Here is a 24,147-nt window from a genome sequence, read left to right on the forward strand (position 1 = left end):
TCAGGATTCGTGGGGGGCGTCGTGGCGGCCGAGATTGGTGGCGGTGCGGGCGTCCTTCATCATGCCGGCATGCTGGCCGGTGCCCGTCGGCGCCGCGTTGCGGGCCGTGGTCCAGCCCTCCATCCACGCGGCGCGCAGGGATGAGCCGGCCGGATATTCGCAGGACGACATCGGGAAATTGTTGCGGAAAGCGAGTTCGCCCTGATGAAACGCGTCTGTGGACATGACGTTCTCCTCTGGCTGTGAACCTACGCTACGGAAATCCCGTGCGCGGTCAACCGTTCCGAAGAAAGATGTCCATCGGCCCGATCGGTCCGGGGCGAGCGCGCCCCGGCCGGCCAGAGGGTCGGCAAAGGCCGGTTAAGACCAGTCAGGGGTCCGTCGAGGGCCAGTCCCGGGCGACCGTTGCAGGCCGGTCAGGGGCTCTATCGAAGGCTGGTCAGGGGCCAGTCAGGGGGGGGCGTCGAAGGCAAGTCGGTTCCCTGTCTGTCGAAGGGCCGATTTGCGGCTGACGGGAGTCAGTTGGGACTTCATCGGACGCCGATCGGCCGTCGCTCGGGCGACCGATCGGGGGGGGCGGATTAGGCCAGGAGTTCGCAGAAGCGGTCGACCTCGTCGGGGGTCGTCGACCAGCTCGTGACGAGGCGGACGAGATGCTCGTCGTCGCCGACGATGTCGTGGAAGCCGTGCGGCGGGTTCCAGTCGTAGAAGACCGCGCCGCGGGCCCTCAGCGCCTCGGCCCGGTCGGCCTTGAGGATGGCGAAGCTCTCATTGGTGTGGGTCGGCCAGGCCTGGCGGGCCTGGTTGCTGGCGTCGAGGCCGGCGCGCAGGCGGTCGGCCATGCGGTTGGCATGGCTGCCGAGCTCGAGCCAGAGATCGTTCTCCAGATAGGCCATGAACTGGGCCGCCACGAAGCGCGTCTTGGAGAAGAGCTGGGCGCCGCGCTTGCGGATATAGGGGAACTGGCTGGCCTTGGCGGGATCGAAGAAGACCACGGCCTCGGCGCACCAGCAGCCGTTCTTGGTGGCGCCGAAGGACAGGATGTCGACGCCGCGCTTCCAGGTCATCTCAGCCGGAGTCATGCCGGTGGCGGCCAGACCGTTGGCAAAGCGCGCGCCGTCCATGTGGAGCGCGAGATTGCGGTCATGGGCGATCTTCGCGATCGTCTCGATCTCGTCGCCGCTGTAGAGCGTGCCGGCCTCGCCGGGCTGGCTGATGGTCACGGCCATGGGCTGGCCGGCATGGACGAAGTCCGGCTTGAAGCGGGCAATTTCGCGCTTCAGATTGTCCGGGTCGATCTTGCCGTCGGGGCCGTCGATCGGCGCCATGCGGGCGCCATGGGTGAAGAATTCCGGTGCGCCGCACTCGTCCTCGATGACGTGGGCCTCGCGGTGGCACAGGACGACGCCGCCCGGCCGGTTGACCGCGGCGAAGGCGAGGGAGTTGGCGGCGGTGCCGGTGCCCACGAAGAACACCGCGACCTCGCGCTCGAACAATTCGTCGAAGCGGCGCTCGACGCGCTTGTCGAGATCGCTCGCGCCATAGGCGGCGGCCATGCCGGCGCCGTGGGCGGTGAGGGCTGCATTGATCGCCGGATGGGCGCCGGACCAGTTATCGGAAGCAAAGATCATGGCGGGCAGTTATAATGCGCCGCGGCCAAGGGCAAGCGGGACGCGGCGCGGATCTCCCATGCGCTGCGGGCATGCGGGGGCGGTTGCCGGGCGCGTTCTTTGCAGTCGAGGCGGGTCGTTCAGGGACCAGCGCGCGGACCGGCGCATGCTGAATCCGCGTGGGGCCGGCGAGGGGGCGCTGCCGGGGGTGGCCTTGTGGCGTGGCACCGCTTCTGTCATATTACGGCCGATAGGACAGTGATGCTGCCATAAATCGGCTGGTGAAAAAGCGCGATCTGGCACGATGGCGCGCGGAAAAGACGCGCCCGGGTTCTATCCTGACGCCAGCGGTCATGCGAAAAGCCGGCGGAAACGAGACATTGTCGCTCGGGTTCGGCCCGGACGCCTGAGGGAGCTTCTCCTGAACCAGGCGGACGGCGCGGGACCGGAGCCAAGGTTGCGCCTGAAACGGCGCGACAAGATGCGCGGCCGGAAACGGCGGCGCGACGACGGGAGACGACGCGATGACGAAGCTGACGCCATCCAACGCCGGGACCTTCGAGACCAGCCTCTCGAACGACACCGCCGCCGCGACCATCGGTGCCGCGATCAAGCCGCGCACCATGCCGGAGAAGATCGGCCTCTACGATCCGCGCAACGAGCACGATGCCTGCGGCGTCGGCTTCATCGCGCATATGAAGAACCAGAAGTCCCACTCGATCGTCGAGAAGGGCCTGCAGATCCTCGAAAACCTGACCCATCGCGGCGCCGTGGGCGCCGATCCGCTGATGGGCGACGGCGCCGGCATGCTGGTGCAGATCCCGGACCGGCTGTACCGCGAGGAGATGGCCGGCCAGGGCATCGAGCTGCCGGCCGCCGGCCAGTACGGCGTCGGCCACGTCTTCATGCCGCAGGACGCCGAGAAGCGCCGCCATATCGAGGCGGTGTTCGAGGAGGTCGTGCGCGAGGAAGGCCAGACGATCCTCGGCTGGCGCGACGTGCCGGTGGACAATTCCCAGCTCTCCAAGGCGCCGGAGATCCTGGCGACCGAGCCGGTGCACCGTCAGGTCTTCATCGGCCGGGCGCCGACGCTGACCAGCGACGACGAGTTCGAGCGGCGGCTGTTCATCCTGCGCAAGGTCGTGTCGAACCGCGTCCATGTGGAGACGGAAGGCCGCGACATCGGCTTCTATGTCGTGTCGCTGTCGGCCCGCACCATCGTCTACAAGGGCATGTTCCTGGCCTACCAGCTCGGCGCCTATTACGCCGATTTGACCGATCCGCGCTTCGAGAGCGCGCTGGCCCTGGTGCATCAGCGCTTCTCGACCAACACCTTCCCGTCCTGGAAGCTCGCCCATCCCTACCGGATGGTCGCCCATAACGGCGAGATCAACACGCTGCGCGGCAACGTCAACTGGATGGCGGCGCGCCAGGCCTCGGTCGATTCGGAACTGTTCGGCAACGACATCTCCAAGCTGTGGCCGATCTCCTACGAGGGCCAGTCCGACACCGCCTGCTTCGACAACGCGCTCGAATTCCTGACCGAGGGCGGCTATCCGCTGTCCCACGCCATGATGATGCTGATCCCGGAAGCCTGGGCCGGCAACAAGCAGATGCCGAAGGACACCCAGGCCTTCTACGAGTATCACGCCGCGCTGATGGAGCCGTGGGACGGCCCCGCCGCCGTCGCCTTCACCGACGGCCGCCAGATCGGCGCGACGCTGGACCGCAACGGCCTGCGCCCGGCCCGCTACATCGTCACCGACGACGATCTGGTGATCCTGGCGTCGGAAGCCGGCACGCTGCCGGTGGACGAGGCGCGCATCGTCAAGAAGTGGCGGCTGCAGCCGGGCCGCATGCTGCTGATCGACCTGGAGAAGGGCGGCATCGTCTCCGACGAGGACATCAAGCGCGAGACGGCGTCGGCCAACCCCTATGGCGAGTGGCTGAAGAACACCCAGATCATCCTGGAGAACCTGAAGCCGGTGGCGCCGCGCGCCTCGCGCTCGGACGTCTCGCTGCTCGATCGCGAGCAGGCCTTCGGCTACACGCTGGAGGACACCCGCACGCTGATGGCGCCGATGGCCACCACCGGCCAGGAAGCGATCGGCTCGATGGGCACCGACACGCCGATCTCGGCGATGTCGTCGTCGTCGAAGCTGCTCTACACCTATTTCAAGCAGAACTTCGCCCAGGTCACCAACCCGCCGATCGATCCGATCCGCGAGGAACTGGTGATGAGCCTCGTCTCCTTCATCGGGCCGCGGCCGAACATTTTCGACCTCGAGGGCTCCTCGCGCCGCAAGCGGCTGGAGGTGCGCCAGCCGATCCTGACCAATGGCGATCTGGAAAAGATCCGCAACATCGGTCACACCGAGGACCGGTTCGACACCAAGACCATCGACATGACCTATGCGGCGGAAGCCGGCGCGGCGGGCATGGCGGGTGCGGTGGAGCGTCTGTGCGAGCGCGCCGAGGCTGCGGTCGCGGGCGGCTACAACATCATCATCCTGTCGGATCGGCAGGTCGGCCCGGATCGTATCCCGATCCCGGCGCTGCTGGCCTGCGCGGCGGTGCATCACCACCTGATCCGCAAGGGCCTGCGCACCGCCGCCGGCCTGGTGGTGGAATCGGGCGAGCCGCGCGAGGTGCATCACTTCGCGTGCCTCGCGGGCTACGGCGCCGAGGCGATCAACCCGTATCTGGCCTTCGACACGCTGCTCGACATGCACCGGCGCAAGGAATTCCCGCCGGAGGTCGACGCCAACGAGGTGGTGACCCGCTACATCAAGTCGGTGGGCAAGGGCCTTTTGAAGGTCATGTCCAAGATGGGCATCTCGACCTACCAGTCCTATTGCGGCGCGCAGATCTTCGACGCGGTCGGCCTGCAGTCGGAATTCGTCGAGCGCTACTTCACCGGTACGGCGACGACCATCGAGGGCGTCGGCCTGGAAGAGGTCGCCCGCGAGACGGCCGAGCGCCATGCCCGCGCCTTCTCCGACGATCCGATCCTGCAGCGCTCGCTCGATATCGGCGGTGAGTATGTCTACCGCATGCGCGGCGAGACCCACATGTGGTCGCCGGATGCGGTGGCGACGCTGCAACACGCCGTGCGCACCGATTCCTGGGAGAAGTACCAGGACTACGCCAAGATGGTGAACGAGGCGGCGGTCGAGAGCTCGACCATTCGCGGCCTGTTCCACATCAAGATGGCCGAGGAAGCCGGCCGCACGCCGGTGCCGCTGGACGAGGTCGAGTCGGCCAAGGACATCGTCAAGCGCTTCTGCACCGGCGCCATGTCCTTCGGCTCGATCTCCCGCGAGGCGCATACGACGCTGGCACGGGCGATGAACCAGATCGGCGGCAAGTCGAACACCGGCGAGGGCGGCGAGGAATCGGACCGCTTCCTGCCGCTGAGCGACGGCACGCCCAATCCCGAGCGTTCGGCGATCAAGCAGATCGCGTCGGGCCGCTTCGGCGTGACGACGGAATATCTCGTCAATGCCGACATGCTGCAGATCAAGGTCGCGCAGGGCGCCAAGCCCGGCGAGGGCGGCCAGCTGCCCGGCCACAAGGTCGACGCGACCATCGCTAAGACACGGCATTCGACGCCGGGCGTCGGCCTGATCTCGCCGCCGCCGCATCACGACATCTATTCGATCGAGGATCTGGCGCAGCTCATCTACGATCTGAAGAACGTCAATCCGGCGGCCGACATCTCGGTCAAGCTGGTGTCGGAAGTCGGCGTCGGCACGGTCGCGGCGGGTGTCGCCAAGGCGCGCGCCGACCACATCATCGTGTCGGGCTATGACGGCGGCACCGGCGCTTCGCCGATGACCTCGATCAAGCATGCCGGCAGCCCGTGGGAGATGGGTCTCGCCGAGACCCAGCAGACGCTGGTGATGAACGGCCTGCGCGACCGCGTCTGCCTGCAGGTCGACGGCGGCCTGCGGACCGGCCGCGACGTCATCGTCGGGGCGCTTCTGGGCGCCGACGAGTTCGGCTTCTCGACGGCGCCGCTGATCGCCGCCGGCTGCATCATGATGCGCAAGTGCCATCTGAACACCTGCCCGGTCGGCGTCGCCACCCAGGACCCGGTGCTGCGCAAGCGCTTCAAGGGCGCCCCGGAGCACGTGATCAACTACTTCTTCTATGTCGCGGAAGAGGTGCGGATGATCATGGCGGAGATGGGCGTTCGGACCATGGCCGAGCTGGTCGGCCAGTCGCAGCTGCTCGAGAAGAAGCCGATGATCGAGCACTGGAAGGCGCGCGGCCTCGACTTCTCCAAGGTGTTCTACAAGCCCGATGCCGCGCCCGAGGCAGTGCGCTGGACGAAGCTGCAGGAGCACCCGATCGTCGACATTCTCGACCGCAAGCTGATCGCCGAGGCCGAGCCCGCCCTGTCGGCGCGCCAGCCGGTGACCATCGAGACGCCGATCTCCAACGTCGACCGCTCGACCGGCGCGATGCTGTCGGGCGAGGTGGCCAAGCGCTACGGGCTGAAGGGCCTGCGCGACGACACCATCACGGTGAAGCTGACCGGCACCGCCGGCCAGAGCTTCGGGGCGTTCCTTGCCCGCGGCATCACCTTCGAGCTGACCGGCGACGGCAACGACTATGTCGGCAAGGGCTTGTCGGGCGGCCGCATCGTGGTGCGCCCGCGCGAGGACACCCGCATCGTGCCGGAGGAGTCGATCATCATCGGCAACACGGTGCTCTACGGGGCGATCTCGGGCGAGTGCTATTTCCGCGGCGTCGCGGGCGAGCGTTTCGCCGTGCGCAATTCGGGCGCCGTGGCGGTGGTCGAGGGCGTCGGCGACCATGGCTGCGAGTACATGACCGGCGGTGTCGTCGTCATTCTCGGCGAGACCGGCCGCAACTTCGCGGCCGGCATGTCGGGCGGCGTGGCGTATGTCTATGACGCGGTCGGCGACTTCGCCGAGCGCTGCAACATGGCCATGGTCGATCTGGAGCCGGTTCCGGAAGAGGACGACATCATGGAGAAGCTGCACCACCATGGCGGCGACCTCCAGTACAAGGGCCGGGTCGACCTGTCCTCGGACATGACCAGCCACGACGGCGAGCGGCTGTTCCAGCTGATCTCCAACCATCACCACTATACCGGCTCGCGCCGGGCGGCGGAGATGCTGGAGAACTGGGAGGAGCACCGGCCGAAATTCGTCAAGGTCATGCCGGTCGAATACCGCCGCGCGCTGCAGGAGATGGAGCGCATGCGGCTCGGCGTTGCCGCCGAGTGATCCACCGCGATGCGCTGCGTGGCTGATGTGCCGCGCGGCGCCGGTGGGCCCTTTGGGCTGGACGTCGAGCATTGGGTGCGGCACTGAAGCCCGCACAAGAGACTGTTGGAGTGGGTATGGGTAAGGTCACCGGATTTCTCGAGATCGATCGGCAGACGCAGAAGTATCAGCCGGCATCCGATCGAATCCGCCATTTTCGCGAGTTCACCCTGCCGATGTCCGACGCGGAAGTCGGCAAGCAGGCGGCACGCTGCATGGATTGCGGCATCCCCTATTGCCACGGGCCGACGGGCTGCCCGGTGCACAACCAGATCCCGGACTGGAACGACCTGGTCTATTCCGGCGACTGGGAGACGGCGGCCCGCAACCTGCATTCGACCAACAACTTCCCCGAGTTCACCGGCCGCATCTGCCCGGCGCCCTGCGAGGAAGCCTGCACGCTGAACCTGGAAGATACGCCGGTCGCCATCAAGACCGTCGAGCAGGCGATCGCCGACAAGGCCTACGCGCTGGGCCTGATCCGGCCGCAGCCGGCCAAGCAGCAGACCGGCAAGACGGTGGCGGTGATCGGCTCGGGCCCGGCGGGCCTTGCCGCAGCGCAGCAGCTCGGCCGCGCTGGCCATGCGGTGCATGTCTATGAGCGCGAGACCCGCCCCGGCGGCCTGCTGCGCTACGGCATTCCCGACTTCAAGATGGAAAAGCACTGGATCGACCGCCGCGTCGAGCAGATGGAAGGCGAGGGCGTCACCTTCTTCTGCGGCGTCAATGTCGGCGTCGACAAGACCGTCGAGGAACTGCGCGCCAGCTACGACGCCGTCCTGTTCTGCGGCGGCTCCGAGCGGCCACGCGACAGCGGCATTCCGCATGACGGCCTGTCCGGCGTCTACGACGCGATGCCGTATCTGGTGCAGCAGAACCGCCGGGTCGGCAGCGAGCCGGTCGAGAGCGTCGGCTGGCCGTGCGAGGAGATCTGGGCCGGCGGCAAGCATGTCGTCGTGGTCGGCGGCGGCGACACCGCCTCGGACTGCGTCGGCACGGCGTTCCGCCAGGGCGCCGTCAAGGTAACCCAGCTCGACATCCGGCCGCAGCCGCCCAAGACCGAGAACAAGCTGGAAGTCTGGCCCTACTGGGCGACCAAGATGCGCACCTCGTCGAGCCAGGCCGAGGGCGCGATCCGCGAGTTCCAGATCGCCACGCTGGAATTCGTCGGCGAGGACGGTGTCCTGACCGGCGTGAAATGCGCCCAGGTGGACGAGGCCCGCAAGCCGATCGCCGGCACGGAATTCGTCATCAAGGCCGATCTCGCCTTCATCGCCATCGGCTTTGCCGGCCCGTCCGAGACCGGCTTCATGAGTGATGTCGGCGAGGCGCTGCGCACCAACACCGACCGCCGCGGCAATGTCTCCATCGCCGCCGACGATCTCGGCTACCTGACCTCGGTCGACAAGCTCTACGCCGCCGGCGACAGCCGCCGCGGCCAGTCGCTGGTGGTCTGGGCGATCCGCGAAGGCCGCCAGGCGGCCCGCGCCATCGATCTCGACCTGATGGGCGCCACGACGCTGCCGCGGTAGGGCGGCGCGGGCGGCGATGCGTCGTCGCCCGGCGATTGGCGCCTGAGGGAGCGGATGGCGCCAAGGGCGAGGCATGGGTCCTCGGGTCGGAGCCCGAGGATGACGACCTTGATGAAAGGCGTCGCTCATCGCCGCCGTTGTGCTGCTGCGGATGCGGCTGGAGAGAGGGGCGCGGCTACCTCCGTGCTACCCGCGCCACGCGTTCGCTGCAGGGAGTGTCACGCCCTCTGCGCGCGTCCAAAGCCCGTGTCCGCGTGTCCGCACCACGCTTCATCCTTCGCGATGCGGTCCTGCGTGTCGGCGCACCTCTCCGCGCTCTACACCATGCTTCATCCCTGCCGATGCGACGCTGCAAGTTGGCGCGCTGCCCCCTCCGCGCGTCATCCTCGGGCTCCGACCCGAGGATGACGACCTCGATAGGTGGAAGCGGCTTGTCGCCCACGGTTGCAGGCGAGCGCGGCCGCGATCGTTTATCCCTGCGGCGTTGTTCCGCTGGCGGCGTCGTTGGAGCGGGACCAGTCCTCGATGATGGCGTCGAGGATGGAGGGCATTTCCTCCGGTGGCTCGATGCCGTCGTTTTCGCGCAGCTTGTTGAGATCGAGGGAGCCGCGATAGGCGATGGGCGGGCCGCCCGGCGAGACGGCGGCGCGTTTCTCGTTCCAGGCGAAGTCGTCGGCGCGGCCGGCGATGTTGCCGGTGCTGTTGCCGTTGAGGACGAGCCGGTCGCGTGGCGAGGGCTCCAGCGAGAAGCCCTGGACGGCGCCGGCACCCAGCAGCCGGTCGGCGCCGTCGAGGGAGGGATCGTCGAGGGCGACCGGCGCGGCGTTGACGGCGTTGGCGGCGTTGCTGATCGGCGGCAGCTGCATGTTGGGCAGCTGTTCCTCGCTCAGCGAGAAGGCAGTGCCGGGCGCCGCCGGGTTGCGCAGGCGCTTGGTGATGGCGCGCTCGGCGAAGAAGGCCAGCTTGTCGGCGCCGTCGCCGGTCATGGTGATGCCGTCGGAGCCGCGCAGCTGCACTTTCTGGCCGCTGACGCCGGGGCCGGAATAGACGAAGCCGCCATTGGCGTCGACGAAGCCGTCCCAGACATCGACGAACTCGCCGGAGACGCTGGCGACGCCCTTGCTGTAGAGATCGTTGAGGAAGATCATGTCCTCGCTCATGCGATCGAACTTGAAGGACGGCACGCCGACCCAGACGAGGGGGACGCCCTTCTCCTTGACCGTGCCGGCAATGGCGGCGATCCGCTTCTGGTACTCGGCGACCCAGGCGTCGGAACGCAGCGAGGCGCTGCCGCTGCCGGTGTCGATCTGCTGGCGGTCGTTGGAGCCGATCATCACGACGACGACGGCCGGCTTCTCCTCCTCCATGATCGGACCGAGACTGGTCCGCCAGTTGTAGTAATCCTCGCGCACGAGGCCGGAGGAGCCGTTGGCGCGGGCCTTCACCTTGACGTCGGCATTGTCGGCATAGACGTCGGACAGGCCCTTGGCGAGGCTGTCGGCCATGAAGTCGCCGACGACGAGGACGGTCTGGGCGGTGTCGTTCTTGTCCGGCGCGGCGGCAGCTGCTGCGGCGGGCGCACGCGACGGGCTCGTGCGCTTGGAGGACGAGGAGGAGCGCGAGCGGCGGGTGCGCTGCTTGCGCGGAGCGGCACGCTTGCGAATGACGCGGCGCGGCGGCGCGGCCTCCCGGGTCTGGTTGCCGAACAGCATTTCCAGGACGGTGCGCGGACGCTGCTGGGCGTAGGCCGCCGATTGCGGCACGACCGCCGTGACGAAAACGGCAATGGCCGCCAGCGCGGCGACCATCATCCTGGCGAGCCAGCCCCTTGCGGGGCTGCTGCCGTGTCGAGCTCCCGTCATCGGGGTCTCCGTTCTCTCGTTTGCGCCGCGGCCCGTCAGTTGCGCCGCAGGAAGTCGAGCAGCGCCTTGGAGGCGTTGCCATCCTGGGCGAGACCGGCCCGACCCTGCAACGCCATGATCGCCGATTTCGATCCGTCGCCGATCTTACCATCGATCTTGCCGTCATACAGCCCGCGCGAGGCGAGGTGCTTCTGCAGCTCGTAACGCTCGTTGGTGGAGAGCGGCGTGTAGCCGCGCGGCCAGTCGCGATAGAGGCCGTGATAGCCGGCGATCTGGTCGGCCAGAAGCCCGACGGCGAGGGCGTATTTGTCGGAATTGTTGTAGTTCTTGAGGACGAAGAAGTTCTTCGACATCAGGAAGGCCGGACCGCTGTCGCCGGCCAGCCGGACCAGGTTGGCGCGGTCTGACGGATAGGCGAAGCCGCTGCCATTGGGCCGCGAGAAGCCGAGGCCCTGCCACTGCGACAGGCTGCGATTGTCGCGCTCCAGCTTGCCGCGATACTGGCTCGGCACCTCGACCTCGTAGCCCCAGGTCTTGCCGGTCTGCCAGCCATTCTTGCGCAGGAGGTTGGCGGCGGTGGCCAGCGCGTCGGGGATCGAGCCCCAGATGTTGGGATGGCCGTCGCCGTCGATGTCCGCCGCATAGGCGAGGTAGCTGGTCGGGATGAACTGGGTGTGGCCCATGGCGCCGGCCCAGGAGCTGGTGAGGTCGCCCGGCGCGATGTGGCCGGCCTGGACGATCTTCAGCGCCGCGATGAGCTGCTGGCGGGCGAACTTGGCCCGGCGCTTGTCGAGATAGGCAAGGGTGGCCAGCGAGCGCGGCAGGTTCTTCATGACGTCGTCGCGGGCGAGGATGGCGCCGTAATTGGTCTCCATCGACCAGATCGCCAGAAGAATGTTGCGATCGACGCCGAAGCGCTTCTCGATCCGGTCGAGCCAGTCCTTGTATTTGGCCGCCATCTGGCGACCCTTGGCAACCTGCTCGTCATTGACGCGGTTGTCGAGATAGTCCCAGACGGTGGAGCGGAATTCGGGCTGGTAGCGGGCCTTCTCGATGACGTCGGGGTCGGGGGAGGTGACGCCCTTGAAGGCGGCCCGGTAGACGTTGCGGCTGACGCCGTTGGAAGCGGCGACGGACTCGAAATCGGCGATCCAGCGCTGGAAACCGGCATCGGCCGAGGCCGGCGCTGCCGCAAGGAACGACAGCAACAGGGCCATGATGACCGAGCCCAGCCAGCTCTGCCGGATTGCGGACGCTCGTTGCATATGTCTTCTCCTCAGATAGGGTCGCTGTGCGAAGCGGCAGACTAGAAGCATCTCGTTAAGCGATCGTTCACCAAGACGGCGCATGGGCAGCCGATCTCGATACGCCGGGCCGGGCGATCTGGCCGAACCGACTTATGCCGCTATTTCGGGGCGAAATGGCGGCAATGTGCCGACTGTCACAGGACGGTGAGCACGCGCGTGATAGCGTCAGAAATCCAGTTTGATGAGGACGGTGCAAGGATGAAGAAAGTCAGAAAAGCGGTGTTTCCGGTGGCCGGTCTCGGCACGCGGTTCCTGCCTGCGACGAAGGCGATCCCCAAGGAGATGCTGACGGTCGTCGACCGGCCGGTGATCCAGTATGTGGTCGACGAGGCGCGGGAAGCCGGCATCGAGCATCTGATCTTCGTCACGGGACGCAACAAGGGCGTCATCGAGGACTATTTCGACATCCAGGTGGAGCTGTCGAACACGCTGGCGGAGCGCGGCAAGACGGCCGAACTCGACCTTCTGGACCGGCTGCAGCCCACCCCCGGCACGGCCAGCTTCACCCGCCAGCAGGCGCCGCTCGGCCTCGGCCACGCTGTGTGGTGCGCGCGCGACCTCGTGGGAGACGAGCCCTTTGCGCTGCTCCTGCCGGACATGATCATGCAGGCCGAGAAGGGGTGCCTCGCCGAAATGGTGCGGCTTTACGAGGAGACCGGCGGCAACATCGTGTCCGTCGAGCAGTGCGACCCGCAGGAGACCGACAAATACGGCATCGTCGGGCGCGGCGAAGACGTCGGCTCGGGCTTCCGCCTCGACGGCATGGTCGAGAAGCCGAAGCCGGCCGAGGCGCCGTCGAACTACTACATTTCAGGCCGCTACATCCTGCAGCCGCAGATCTTCGACATCCTGGAGACCCAGGAGAAGGGTGCCGGCAACGAGATCCAGCTGACCGACGGCATGCTGAAGCTGGCCGACCAGCAGGATTTCTACGCCTATCCGTTCCACGGCCGCACCTTCGACTGCGGCTCGAAGGAAGGCTTCATCGAGGCGAATGTCGCCTTTGCCCTGTGGCGCCCGGACATCCGCGACAAGGTGATCGGCAACATGGAACGGCTGATGGACACGGTAAAGCCGAAGGACGCGGCGAAGGCCGCCGAATAGCGGCTTAGCAGAGACGGTAAAGCGCGCCGGCGGCGTTGCCCTGAGGGGCGGCCGCCGGCGTCTTTGTGTGGGGCGGGGGCGCTAGGTGGGGGGCGCGGCGCGGCGCCGTCGAAGCCCAACGCTAGGCGGCCAAGCCGTATCGCCGGTAGGGGAAAAAACGAAAATCGTACGAGTTCGTTTGCTGTTCGGACAACCAGCGTTCACTTGATCAAGCAGACATGCTGATACTGTCTGCTCCTGACCTATAGACGTGAGTCATCGCTCGCTCCCGTCATCTGAAAGTGAAGGCGGGCGCGAGAGCGCTAGGAGCGGGTGGTCTCTCGATCGCGCACTTTCCAAACAATCCAGTTTCCAATACGCAGCTCCCGCTCGCGCTCCACAATACGGACGCGCTTCCGCGCGACCCGACGAGGGGCGGAGTACCAGAAACTAAGGAAATTGACCGTAAGGGTAAGCGCGCTGATCAAGAGGCCGACCTGCACCCAGGAATCTGGGGACATAAAGGCCGGTTTTCATCCGATCATAAAAAAACCCGGCAGAGCCGGGCGGAAATTGGCGCGGTTCGGCACCAAGGTTTATGACATGTCAGAACCCTCGGCCGCTGTCAACATCTCTCATCGGCAACGCCTCGCAAAGTGGCGAACGTCTGCGATGGTTCGAAACCCGCCCGTGTCTTCACCCGCCTCAGGCCTCTTCCCCTACCGCTGCAGTTTCATGCTGATGCGGAGGGTGTCGGAGCCGTAATCGCCCGTGCCGTCGTCGGTGTAGAGCTGGCGGTGGGTGTAGAGGCCGGTGACGGCGAAGCCGCGGTGCAGCCAGTAGGTGAAACCGGCCTCGCCGGTCAGGAGGGTCTCGTCGTCGCCGGGGATGGTGGAATTGCTGAATTCCGCCAGCGCCGTCGCGGTTAGTTCGGTGCGCGTGTCGAGGGCATGGCGCAGGCCCAGCGAGCCCTCATAGGCGACGATGGTGGAGCGGCCGGAGCTTTCGGGCTCAAAGCGGGTCCGCAGGGCGGTGGTGACCTCGGTGCCGCGCTGCGGCGACCAGACGAGGCTGGCGTCCAGCGTGGGGGCGCTGGTCGCCTCGCCGCGATCGTCGTCGGGACGGTTCCAGGCATAGCCGAGGGCGATTTCGCCGCGCAGCTTCTCGGTGACATCGAGGGCGACGCCACCGCGCAGCGCCGGCAGCAGGGCGTCGCGGTCGAAGGTCCCGTCGGCTTCCTCGCCGGGCGCATCGAAGAGCCGGCGGCCGAGGCTTGCCTCGACGAAGGGCGTGACGGCGGGCGAGATCTCGTAGCCGGTGCGCAAGGTCGCGGTGAGGGTGGTGTAGTCCTGGTCGATGGCGCCGGCCGGCAGGTCGGCATAGGCGGTGCGCGCGAGCGTGCCCGTGCCGCTGACGACGAGGCGGCCGAAGCGGCGTTCGAGCTGACCGGAGAGGGACCCCTGCAGGCGGTCGGCCTGGTCGGTGCCGACGAAGCTGTCGGAGATGTCGACGGTGTCCTCGCGGGCATAGTCGATGGCGCCGCGCAGCGTGGCGGTGGTCATGCGGTCGAGATCGAGGCGCAGGCGCCCGTCGAGGGCGGCGCGCGGGTCTTCGGGCGTGTCGCCGGCGAAGTTGCGGCGATAGGTGAGGCTGCCGTTGAGCTCGGCTTCGTGGCGGGACCAGTCGGACAGGAGCCGGGCCGAGATCGTCGTTTCCGAGAAGATGCCGCTCTCGCCATCGACCGCATCGTCGATATTGGTCGAGGCGCCGAGGGTCTGGATCAGCTCGGGATAGAGCATGAAGCGGCCGGCGCGCACGCCGAGCGGGGCGAAGGGATCGGCGTCGCTGGTGGCGACCGGCGCGCGCTCGGGGGTGATGACGGTCCGGCTGGTGCGCAGCGGGCTGTCGACGGCGGGCGCCTCGTCGGCGATGCCGGCGGCCAGCGGCGGATTGCGGGGCGCGACGGCGGGGACCGCACTCGCCGGTCCGCCGGCGCTGGGCCGGGCCGAGAAGGCCGGTGCGTCGCGCGGATCTTCGGCGAGGGTCTCGTCCGCGACGTCGGCCGCCTCGGGCTCGGGATCGAAGCTCCGGACGGGCGCTGCCGGGCGGCTGGTGGCGGCGCGGCCCTGCGGCGCGGCAGCGGGGCCGCTGAAGAGATCGAACTCCGGTGACGACGCGCCGTCGGTCTCGGTGGCGTCGCGCGGATCGGGCGGCAGGGTGCCGGCATCGGTCCCGGCCGGACCGCGGCGATCGTCGCCCGGCGTGCCGCCGGATTGCTCCAGCCGGTCGATGAGGGACGGGTCGATGCGGGTGCCGCGGGTCAGCGGCGCGGCCCTCAGATCATAGGGGTCGAAGGCTTGCGGGGCGGCCGGGCGGGCGTCGTCGGTGCGCAGTTCCGGGAACAGCGGTAGCTGCGCCGACTGGGCGAGGGCAGGGCGGGCGATCGGCAGACCCGGCAGGCCGACGCCGATGCCGGCCGCGCCCAGAAGGGCGGTGGCGGCGATCATGCGTGCGGATCGACGGGGGATGGACGGCATCTCGGTTTGCCTGCGCTCTCATTGCCCGCGCCTTCTTCGCGCCGGTTGCGAAAGCGTAAATTTTCATGGTTAAGGATTCGTTGATATTTTCCGTGGGGCCCCGCAACACCGGGGTTTGCGCGTCACATGCCTTGTTTTGGCCGGACCGAACTGGTCATTGGTCGCCACATCTTGCAACAAAACAGTGATTCCCCGCGTCGTGATCGCCCAATCCATGCCCCAGCCCACCGCCTCGAAACCCGGTTCGCAGTCGGCGGTTCGCACCGTCACCACCGAGGCGGACGGCCTGCGCGCGCTGGCGGCGCTGCTCGAGGCCGAGATGGCCGAGCCGTTCGAGCGGGTGCTGGACCTGATCGCGGGCATCACCGGCCGGCTGATCATCACCGGCGTCGGCAAGAGCGGCCATATCGGCGCGAAGATCGCCGCGACCTTCGCCTCGACCGGCACGCCGGCCTTCTTCGTGCATCCGTCGGAAGCCAATCACGGCGATCTCGGCATGATCGGCCGTGACGACGCGGTGCTGGCCATGTCCTGGTCCGGCGAGACGACGGAGCTGAAGGGCATCGTCGCCTATACGCGGCGCTTCAAGCTGCCGCTGATCGCCATGACCTCGCGGCCGGGCTCGACGCTGGCACGCGAAGCGGATGTGGCGCTGCTCCTGCCGCGGGTGGCCGAAGCCTGTCCGCACGGCCTGGCGCCGACCTCCTCGACGACGCTGCAGGCAGCGCTCGGCGACGCGCTGGCGGTGGCGCTTCTGGAGCGGCGTGGCTTCACGCCGGGCGACTTCCACGTCTTCCATCCCGGCGGGCAGCTGGGCGCCAGCCTCGTCCATGTCGGCGACCTGATGCATGTCGGCGAGGCGCTGCCGCTGGTGGCCTCCGGCACGACCATGGCCGAGGCGATCATCGTGATGTCGCGCAAGAGCTTCGGCTGTGCGGCGGTGGTCGATGCGGGCGGCTGCCTGATCGGCATCGTCACCGACGGCGATCTGCGCCGTCACCTCGGCCCGGATCTCCTGGCCGAGACGGTGGACACGGTGATGACCGCCAACCCCAAGACGATCACGCCGGAGACCCTGGCCGCCAAGGCGCTGGAGATCGTCAATTCGTCCAACATCACGGCGCTGATGGTGGTGCGCGACCGGCGTCCGGTCGGCATCGTCCACATGCACGACCTGTTGCGGATCGGCGTCGCCTGACGAGCCCGCCCGTCCTCAGGGCGCGGGTTCGACCACCAGCACCGAGCCGTCCGCGCCGGTGATCCGGACATGGCCGCCGGCCGGCATGTCCGGGCCGGTGACGCTCCACCAGCTGTCCTCGATCGCGATCCGGCCACGGCCGTCGACGATCGGCTCGGTCAGGACGGCCTGACGGCCGACCAGCCGGGCCGTGCGCCTGTTCAGCCGCTCGCCATCGCCGGCGACGCTCTTGTTGCCGTACCAGCGGCGGCCAAGCAGCGCCGCGGCAACGGACAGGATGACGAAGGCGATGATCTGCTGCTCCCAGCCGAACCAGCCGGTGCCGAGGAAGAAGACGTTCATCCCGACGATCAGCGCGGCGATGCCGAAGAACAGCAGGTAGACGCCGGGCGCGGCGACCTCGAGGGCGAGCAGCACGAGGCCGAGGATCCACCAGCCGTAATCGATCAGAACCTCAGGCATGTCGGTCAGCCCTCACTGCCGCCATAGGGCGCGGTGGGAACCCGCGTGCGCGACTTGCCGGCGGTGGGGCCGGCCTGGGGCCGCGCCCCGGCGGTGGCGTCGTCGCCGAAGGTCGCCCGGGCGAGTTCGCCGATGCCGGCGATGGAGCCGATCAGCGACGAGGCCTCCAGCGGCATCAGGACGACGCGCTGGTTGGGCGCGGAGGCAAGCTTCCCCAGCGCCTCGGTGTATTTCTGGGCGACGAAGTAGTTGATCGCCTGGACGTCGCCGGCGGCGATGGCGTCGGAGACCAGCCGGGTGGCGGTGGCTTCGGCCTCGGCCAGGCGCTCGCGGCCCTCGGCCTCGCGATAGGCGGCGTCGCGGCGGCCCTCGGCCTGCAGGATCTGCGACTGCTTCTCGCCCTCGGCGCGCAGGATCGCGGCGTTGCGCGAGCCTTCGGCCTCGAGGATCTCGGCCCGCTTCTCGCGCTCGGCCATCATCTGCCGGGCCATGGAATCGACGAGGTTCTTGGGCGGGTTGATGTCCTTGATCTCGATGCGGGTGATCTTGATGCCCCAGCTGTTGGCGGCCTGATCGACGACCCGCAGGATCTTCTCGGAGATCGCGTCGCGGTTGGACAGGAGGTCGTCGAGATCCATCGAGCCCATGACCGAGCGCAGATTGGTCATCACCAGATTGAGGATGGCGTTCTCCAGCCCGGACACCTCGTAGGCGGCGGCGGCGGCGTCCAGCACCTGGTAGAAGGCGACGCCGTCGGCGGCGACCGAGGCGTTGTCGCGGGTGATCACCTCCTGGGTCGGCACGTCCAGCACCTGCTCCATCATGTTGAGCTTGCGGCCGACGCGCTCGATGAAGGGCACGATGATGTTGAGGCCGGGGGTGAGCGTGCGGGTGTAGCGGCCAAAATTCTCGACCGTGTAATTGTAGCCCTGCGGGACGATCTTGATCGTCGACAGGAGGACGAGCACCGCGACGAACAGCACGACGAGGACAAGGATGCCCGTTCCCGACAGGAAATCGCCTGCGAACATGAAAAACCTCCGCTGCCGTGACCGTCCCGCATCCTGCTGGGCCGCATCCGGCAATGGCCGCATATCAGGGGAGACGGAAGCGGAACGCAAGGCGCATCTGGGATGTCAGTTTTGCTTAGTATAAACGGCCGCGACCGACACGTCATACGTGTCACCTGATGGTCTTCGTGTGGCGGTTTTGCCGAAATCTGTGCAAAGCCTGCCGACGTTCGCCAAGTGTTCCATAAAAATACACATAATGCCGGAACGGGAGGGAACCGATCCGGGGATCTGCGCTTCCTTTCCCGGTTGACGAAAGGGAATGGCATGGCGCGACTGGCACGACACCGGGTTCTCATCGTCGAAGACGAGCTTCTGATCGCCATCGATCTGAGGGTCATGCTCGAGGACAATGGCTACGAGGTCGTCGGCATTGCCAAGGACTTCTTCGAGGTCATGGACGAGATCGCCGCCGGCGCGGTGGATGTCGCCGTGGTGGATGTCCGGCTGCGGCGCGGACCGAACGGCGTGGCGGTGGCGAAATGGCTCCGCGAGGAGCACGACATTCCCTCGCTCTTCGTCAGCGCCGGCATCGGCGACGCGATGGTGACCGAGGCGCTGGCGGCTCGGCCGATCGGCTTCGTGGACAAGCCCTATGCCGAGACCTGGCTGATCGGGCCGCTGAACGCGGCGACGCAGATGCAGAGCGAAGGCCTCAGCATCTAGCCCGGCCGCGGCACCCGCAAGGCGCCGCATTCCTCTTAAAAACATTGCTGGAGACCGCGCCGGATGCGCGACCCCGCTCGCTTGCCGAACGGGGCCGTTTGCGCGTCGGCGACTAGTCGATCCAGCCGCGCAGTTCGCGGCGGACCATCGCCTCGATGACGTCCATGCCCGGCTCGCTGTCGTTGAGGCAGGGGATATGGGCGAAGTTCCGGCCGCCGGCCTCGTGGAAGATCTCGCCCGCCTCGCCGGCGATCTCCTCCAGCGTCTCCAGGCAATCCGACACGAAGCCGGGGTTGAGGACGGCGATGTCCTTGATGCCCTCCTGCGCCAGCTTCTCGACGGTCTTGTCGGTATAGGGCTGCAGCCATTCCTCCGGGCCGAAGCGCGACTGGAAGGTGGTCATCAGCCGGCCCTTGGGCCAGCCGAGCCGCTCTTCGAGAAGCCGCGAGGTCTTCTGGCAATGGCAGTGATAGGGGTCGCCCTTGCGGAAATAGCTCTGCGGAATGCCGTGATAGGAGCAGATCACCCGCTCCGGCTCGAAGTCGAGCGTCGCCAGATGCGTCTCGATCGAGCGGGCGAGGGCGTCGATATAGACCGGCTCGTCGTGATAGGCGGGCACGGTGCGCACGGCCGGCATCCAGCGCTTGCCCATCATGTGCTCGAAGAACTTGTCGTTGACCGTGGCGGTCGTCGAGGCGGCGTATTGCGGATAGAGCGGGTAGACGAGGATGCGCTCGCAGCCCTGTTCCATCAGCGCGTCGGTGCGCTCGGCGATGGAGGGCTTGCCGTAGCGCATGGCCCAGTCGACGACGACGCCGGCATCGCCGGCCATGCGGGCGGCGAGCTTTTCGCCCTGGGCGCGGGTGAAGGTGCGCAAGGGGGACTCGTTGCGCTCCTTGTTCCAGATCTCGGCATAGGCCGCGCCGGACTTCTTGGGGCGGGTGTTGAGGACGATGCCGTAGAGGATCGGGTACCAGGCGGCGCGCGGCCATTCGATGACGCGCTTGTCGGAGAGGAACTCCTTCAGATAGCGGCGCATCGGCTTGAAGTCGGTGCCGTCGGGCGTGCCGAGATTGACCAGGAGAACGCCGACCTTGGGCTGCTTCACCGGCGGATGGCCCTCGGGGAGGGGGCCGATGGAGCGTTCGGCGATGGTCTTGGTCAGGGCATTCATCGGCAGGTCCTTGCGTCGTGTGGCGGGCGGTCGCTCGTGTCCACGGCAGAACACGCCGGGCGGCGCTGGGCGCCCGGACCGACCTCGTGCAAGGCCATATAGGGAGGATTGCCGGCGGCTGGAACCGCCGGCGATGCGATCAGGGTGCGACCGATTTTCAGGCGCGGGCGAGACGGAAGGTCGAACCGTCCGAGGAGGTGCAGACCATCGTGCCGCCGCCGTGGTTGCAGTTGGCCGCGATCTGGACGCCGCGGGCGACCGAGGTGAAGTTGAGCTGGATGCGCGAGGCGCCGCTCGAGGTGTAGTTGCCCTCGGCCAGGAGACCGTTGGTATCGCGCTCGGCCGAGGTGAAGCGGCCGTTCTGGAACACGGCGGTGTAGGCGATCGGGCCACCGGTCGAGGCCCAGCGGCCCTCGACGCCCTGGTAGGCGGCGGCCTGCGGCAGCGGCCGCGACATCTGGGCCCGCTCGCTCTGGCAGGCGCCCAGGGCAAACGCGGCGAGGCTGAGGGTGACGGCGATACGGCGCATGATACGACCTCGATACTGATGCGGCACTCCGGCGACCGCCGATCCGCTAAGGCAACAATGTTCGCGTGGAGACGGCACCGCGCCGCCGCAACGCTTTGAGACGCGTGCCACGCTATCCCAATTTGAAACGGCTGTCATGACGGCAAGCACGGGCACGGTTCAGTCGACCTTCTCGGCCTTGCGCAGGGGAATGACCGAATGGATCGAGCCGATGGTCTCGATGGAGCGGATCCGCGCGTCGGAGGTGAAGGCGAACCAGTACATGGTGGTGCCGGTGATCAGCGTGCCGGTCTTCTCGTCGCGGCGCGTCCAGTCGCAGCGGCTGGCGGCGTTGTCGTCCTCGCAGACGATGCCGCGCAGATCATAGGAGATGTAGGTGGTGCGCTTCAGCATCTCGTCGAAGAAGGCGCGCGCCTCCTCCTCGCCCTGCAGCCGAAACTCGCCCTCCATGCGGCCGAACCACGGCGCGTCCGACATGGCGGCATTGCTGCGCTGGGACACCATGGCGCCGGGTACGAAGTGACGGGCGATGGAGCCCGCGGCTCCCGCCATCACCGCTTCCATCACTTCCTCGACGATCTTACGCGTGACTGCCGTGTCGACCATGAACTGCTCCGAGCGGAGAACGGCCCGCGCCGCTCTGCCGATTTTCGTCGGGTGACGCAACAAACTCCCACCCGGACGGTCAAACCTTGGATATTCAAGCGGAAAAGCAAGTACCGGGCGTCTCGTTCTGCGGCATCCGCGTGATGAAGTTTGCTCAAGCGACACGATCGCAGCGCCAATTTTGCGGCGAGGCTGCGAAAAAGCGGTGGAAATCGCCGGTTTCCCGACATTTTGCCCATGGCATCGGAGAAGCTTCCCTATGGGAAAATAATTGGGGATAAGGCAGGCGAAAGAACGGCTTGCCGGTGGCTGACGCGTTGTCTCTGCCATTCATGGCCTGAAACGTGCTGCCGGGACGGGCGATTCGCCTGTCGCCCCGCGTTTCGACAGTCGGCGCGCAAAGAAAAACCGCCGGCAAATGACTGCCGGCGGTTGAACACGATGACGCGTGGTGGCTGAGGTCAGCGCACCAGGATGTTGCGGAACTGCCAGGGATCCTTCTCGTCGAGGTCCTCGGGGAAGAGGCCCGGACGATCGGTCATCGGGGTCCAGTCGGTGTAGTAGCCCTTGACCGGGCCGAGATAGGGCGACTGCACTTCCAGGCAGCGCTTGTAGTCCATCTCGTCGGACTCCACTATGCCGGCTTCCGGGTTCTCCAGCGCCCAGACCATGCCGGCCATGACCGCCGAGGTCACCTGCAGGCCGGTGGCGTTCTGATAGGGCGCCAGCTTGCGGGTCTCTTCCAGCGAGAGCTGAGAGCCGTACCAGTAGGCGTTGGCGTCGTGGCCGTAGAGCAGCACGCCGAGCTCGTCGACGCCGTCGACCAGCTCGTTCTCGTCGAGAACGTGGTGGACCGGCTGGAACTTGCCGGCGGCGCCGAACACCTCGTGCAGCGACAGGACCGCGTCGTTGCAGGGATGGTAGGCATAGTGACAGGTCGGCCGGTAGGTGACCTCGTCATCCTTGTTGCGGTGGGTGAAGAAGTCGGCGATCGAGATCGACTCGTTGTGGGTGACGAGGAAGCCGTACTGGGCGCCCGGCGTCGGGCACCAGGTGCGCACCCGGGTGTTGCCGCCCGGCTGCTCGAGATAGATCGCCGCCTGGTTGCCCTTCTTGTGGGTACGGGCGTTCTTCGGCATCCACTTCTCGTGGGTGCCCCAGCCCAGCTCCGACGGCTGCACGCCTTCCGACAGGAAGCCTTCCACCGACCATGTGTTCCAGAAGACGTTCATCGGCTTCGGGTTCTTGGTGCGCTGGGTGTCGCGCTCGGCGATGTGGATGCCCTTGACGCCGGCCTTCTTCATCAGCTTGGCCCAGCCCTCGCGGTCGTCGAAGGTGGGTTCGGTGAATTCCAGGCCGACCTTGGTGGCCACATCCACGAGGGCCTGCTTGACGAACCAGGAGACCATGCCCGGATTGGCGCCGCAGCAGGAGACGGCGGTGGTGCCGCCGGGGTTCTTGCGCTTCTCCTTGCGGACGGTCTCGCGCAGCGCGTAATTCGTGCGGTCGGCGTTCGACAGGCTCTCGTCGAAATAGAAGCCGAGCCACGGCTCGACGACGGTGTCGATGTAGAGGACGCCGAGCTTGCGGCACAGCTTGATGAGATCGAGCGAACCGGTGTCGACCGAGAGGTTGACGCAGAAGCCCTGGCCTTCACCCTCGGTGAGCAGCGGCGTCAGCAGTTCCTCGTAGTTCTTGCGGGTCACCGCCTCGTTGACGAAGCGGATGCCGCGCTCGTCGAGCATCTGCTTGTCGGCATCGTTGGGGTCGATGACCGTGAAGCGGCTCTTGTCGTAGTCGAAATGGCGTTCGATCAGCGGCAGGGTGCCCTTGCCGATTGAGCCGAAACCGATCATCACCACCGGACCGGTGATCTTGGCGTGGATCGGATGGTTCTCTTTGGCCATTTGCGAAATTCCTTCGGTTCAACTCGGAGCCGGTCATCGTCACGGAGTGTTCGGGCAAGCCGCTAGAACGTTTCCGTGACAATTGAAAGTGTGCAGCGCGCCGCGGAAGCGGGCGCCGGCAGGCAAGCCGGACCTATCGGGGACGGGCTTGTCGGTTTCATGGCGCGACCGATACGACATTCTTGCGGAGGCAGGACAGCCCCATGCAGCTTCCCCCGACCCTGCGCGCGGCGCTGGCGGACCGCCTGGACGCGGAATCCTTCGACGATCTGCGCCTCGCCGGTTCGCGGCTGAGCCAGCGCTACCGGGCCGAGACCCGCGACGGGCGCCAGCATCTGGACGGCGAGGCGGCGGTGCTGGCCTATCTGGCGGCGCGCATGCCGGCGACCTTCGCGGCGATCCGGGCGAGCCTCGAGGCGGTGGCCGGGCGGCGGCCGGATTTTGCGCCGGTGTCGCTGCTCGATGTGGGGGCGGGGCCGGGCACGGCGCTGTTTGCGGCCCGCGACGCCTATCCCGAGCTGACCCGGGCAACGCTGGTGGAGGCGAGCGCGCCGGCCATGGCGGTCGGCGAGGCGCTGACGCGGGACGGTTTCGCCGACACGGCGGACGCGGGCGAGGCCCTGCATGTCGACTGGGTGCGCGGCGACCTCGCAACGGCACTGGCAGCGCGCGCGCCGGCCGATCTGGTGACGCTCGGCTATGTGCTGGACGAACTGGCGCCGGCGCAGCTGGCGCCGCTGATGGCGGCGCTCTGGCAGCTGACGGCGGGGGTGCTGCTCATCGTCGAACCGGGCACGCCGGCGGGCTGGCAGCGCATCCTTGCAGCACGCGACGCGCTTCTGGACGCCGGCGCGCATCTGGTGGCGCCGTGCCCGCATGCCAGGGCCTGTCCGGTGACGACGCCGGACTGGTGCCATTTCGCCGAGCGGGTGGAACGCACGCGCACCCACCGGCTGGCCAAGAGCGCCACGGTGCCCTTCGAGGACGAGAAATACGCCTATCTGGCGGTCGCCCGCACGCCGGCCGCACCGCCGGCGGCCCGGGTGCTGGCGCCGGCCCGCAAGGGCAGCGGCAAGGTAACCCTCAAGCTCTGCAATGACGACGGCTCGCTGCGCGACCGGCTGGTCACCAAGCGCGAGGGGGACCTGTTCCGCACCGCCCGCCGCCTCGACTGGGGCGACGCGCTGGAGTGAGGGGCAGGCGGCAAGGGCCATCTACTGCGCCGACAACGAGGCTTGGGACGGGAGGCCAAAGTTGGCTTTGGGTGGGAACGAACCATTCGCGAAGCTGTGAGCGAATGGTAGACA

Annotated in this window: 18 protein-coding genes; 7 read left to right on the forward strand and 11 right to left on the reverse strand. The window is 67.3% G+C overall.

Annotated features, from left to right (window positions below; all coding sequences use genetic code 11):
* On the reverse strand, positions 1-225 hold the full coding sequence (locus J3367_RS02235) for a ribosome modulation factor (protein WP_024348933.1): 225 nt from the start codon (positions 223-225) through the stop codon (positions 1-3).
* A 356-nt stretch (positions 226-581) separates the two neighbouring features.
* Positions 582-1,631: a threonine aldolase family protein gene (locus J3367_RS02240; RefSeq protein WP_024348932.1), complete on the reverse strand. Its 1,050-nt coding sequence runs from the start codon at positions 1,629-1,631 to the stop codon at positions 582-584.
* Positions 1,632-2,134: 503 nt separating this feature from the next.
* Between J3367_RS02240 and gltB the strand changes: the two genes are divergently transcribed.
* On the forward strand, positions 2,135-6,868 hold the full coding sequence (gene gltB, locus J3367_RS02245; protein ID WP_024348931.1) for a glutamate synthase large subunit: 4,734 nt from the start codon (positions 2,135-2,137) through the stop codon (positions 6,866-6,868).
* A 116-nt stretch (positions 6,869-6,984) separates the two neighbouring features.
* The gene (locus J3367_RS02250) at positions 6,985-8,439 is read left to right on the forward strand and encodes a glutamate synthase subunit beta (protein ID WP_024348930.1); all 1,455 of its coding nucleotides are present in this window, start codon (positions 6,985-6,987) and stop codon (positions 8,437-8,439) included.
* A gap of 470 nt (positions 8,440-8,909) precedes the next feature.
* Here the strand turns inward: J3367_RS02250 and J3367_RS02255 are convergent, their stop codons facing one another.
* Both J3367_RS02255 and J3367_RS02260 read right to left on the reverse strand, forming a co-directional pair.
* On the reverse strand, positions 8,910-10,301 hold the full coding sequence (locus tag J3367_RS02255) for an SGNH family hydrolase (protein WP_024348929.1): 1,392 nt from the start codon (positions 10,299-10,301) through the stop codon (positions 8,910-8,912).
* 35 nt (positions 10,302-10,336) lie between these two features.
* Positions 10,337-11,566, reverse strand: coding sequence for a lytic murein transglycosylase (locus tag J3367_RS02260; RefSeq protein ID WP_024348928.1), 1,230 nt, complete (start codon positions 11,564-11,566; stop codon positions 10,337-10,339).
* A 240-nt stretch (positions 11,567-11,806) separates the two neighbouring features.
* On the opposite strand from J3367_RS02260, the gene galU reads away from it, so the two are divergent.
* Entirely contained in the window at positions 11,807-12,712 is a 906-nt protein-coding gene (gene galU / locus J3367_RS02265; RefSeq protein WP_024348927.1) for a UTP--glucose-1-phosphate uridylyltransferase GalU, read from the forward strand.
* 698 nt (positions 12,713-13,410) lie between these two features.
* Here the strand turns inward: galU and J3367_RS02270 are convergent.
* Positions 13,411-15,198, reverse strand: coding sequence for an outer membrane beta-barrel protein (locus J3367_RS02270; protein WP_024348925.1), 1,788 nt, complete (start codon positions 15,196-15,198; stop codon positions 13,411-13,413).
* A gap of 244 nt (positions 15,199-15,442) precedes the next feature.
* Between J3367_RS02270 and J3367_RS02275 the strand changes: the two genes are divergently transcribed.
* Entirely contained in the window at positions 15,443-16,426 is a 984-nt protein-coding gene (locus tag J3367_RS02275; protein ID WP_029702596.1) for a KpsF/GutQ family sugar-phosphate isomerase, read from the forward strand.
* Between the two features lie 15 nt (positions 16,427-16,441).
* On the opposite strand, the gene J3367_RS02280 is transcribed toward J3367_RS02275, so the two are convergent.
* Together J3367_RS02280 and J3367_RS02285 are read right to left on the reverse strand one after the other, a co-directional pair.
* Positions 16,442-16,888 carry an NfeD family protein gene (locus J3367_RS02280; RefSeq protein WP_029702595.1) on the reverse strand — a complete coding sequence of 149 codons (447 nt, stop codon included), beginning with the start codon at positions 16,886-16,888 and terminating at the stop codon, positions 16,442-16,444.
* 5 nt (positions 16,889-16,893) lie between these two features.
* Complete coding sequence (locus J3367_RS02285; RefSeq protein ID WP_024348922.1) at positions 16,894-17,901, reverse strand: SPFH domain-containing protein; 1,008 nt, start codon at positions 17,899-17,901, stop codon at positions 16,894-16,896.
* Between the two features lie 324 nt (positions 17,902-18,225).
* On the opposite strand from J3367_RS02285, the gene J3367_RS02290 reads away from it, so the two are divergent.
* A complete protein-coding gene (locus tag J3367_RS02290) occupies positions 18,226-18,624 on the forward strand; it encodes a response regulator (RefSeq protein WP_024348921.1) in 399 nt (132 codons plus the stop codon).
* A gap of 112 nt (positions 18,625-18,736) precedes the next feature.
* On the opposite strand, the gene hemH is transcribed toward J3367_RS02290, so the two are convergent.
* From hemH to J3367_RS02305, 3 genes are all read right to left on the reverse strand, one after another.
* Positions 18,737-19,798: a ferrochelatase gene (gene hemH, locus J3367_RS02295; protein WP_024348920.1), complete on the reverse strand. Its 1,062-nt coding sequence runs from the start codon at positions 19,796-19,798 to the stop codon at positions 18,737-18,739.
* Between the two features lie 157 nt (positions 19,799-19,955).
* Entirely contained in the window at positions 19,956-20,327 is a 372-nt protein-coding gene (locus tag J3367_RS02300) for a hypothetical protein (protein ID WP_024348919.1), read from the reverse strand.
* Positions 20,328-20,486: 159 nt separating this feature from the next.
* On the reverse strand, positions 20,487-20,933 hold the full coding sequence (locus J3367_RS02305; protein ID WP_024348918.1) for a nuclear transport factor 2 family protein: 447 nt from the start codon (positions 20,931-20,933) through the stop codon (positions 20,487-20,489).
* An 86-nt stretch (positions 20,934-21,019) separates the two neighbouring features.
* On the opposite strand from J3367_RS02305, the gene J3367_RS02310 reads away from it, so the two are divergent.
* Entirely contained in the window at positions 21,020-21,214 is a 195-nt protein-coding gene (locus J3367_RS02310; RefSeq protein ID WP_162142636.1) for a hypothetical protein, read from the forward strand.
* 180 nt (positions 21,215-21,394) lie between these two features.
* Here J3367_RS02310 and J3367_RS02315 read toward each other — a convergent pair whose 3' ends face one another.
* Positions 21,395-22,840: a homospermidine synthase gene (locus J3367_RS02315; protein WP_024348917.1), complete on the reverse strand. Its 1,446-nt coding sequence runs from the start codon at positions 22,838-22,840 to the stop codon at positions 21,395-21,397.
* A 203-nt stretch (positions 22,841-23,043) separates the two neighbouring features.
* Here J3367_RS02315 and J3367_RS02320 point away from each other — a divergent pair, with 203 nt between their 5' ends.
* Complete coding sequence (locus J3367_RS02320; protein ID WP_024348916.1) at positions 23,044-24,033, forward strand: small ribosomal subunit Rsm22 family protein; 990 nt, start codon at positions 23,044-23,046, stop codon at positions 24,031-24,033.
* The last annotated feature ends 114 nt before the right edge of the window (positions 24,034-24,147 follow it).

It is taken from the genome of Aurantimonas sp. NFXS3, from assembly GCF_049132005.1.
Taxonomy (GTDB): Bacteria; Pseudomonadota; Alphaproteobacteria; order Rhizobiales; family Rhizobiaceae; genus Aurantimonas; species Aurantimonas coralicida.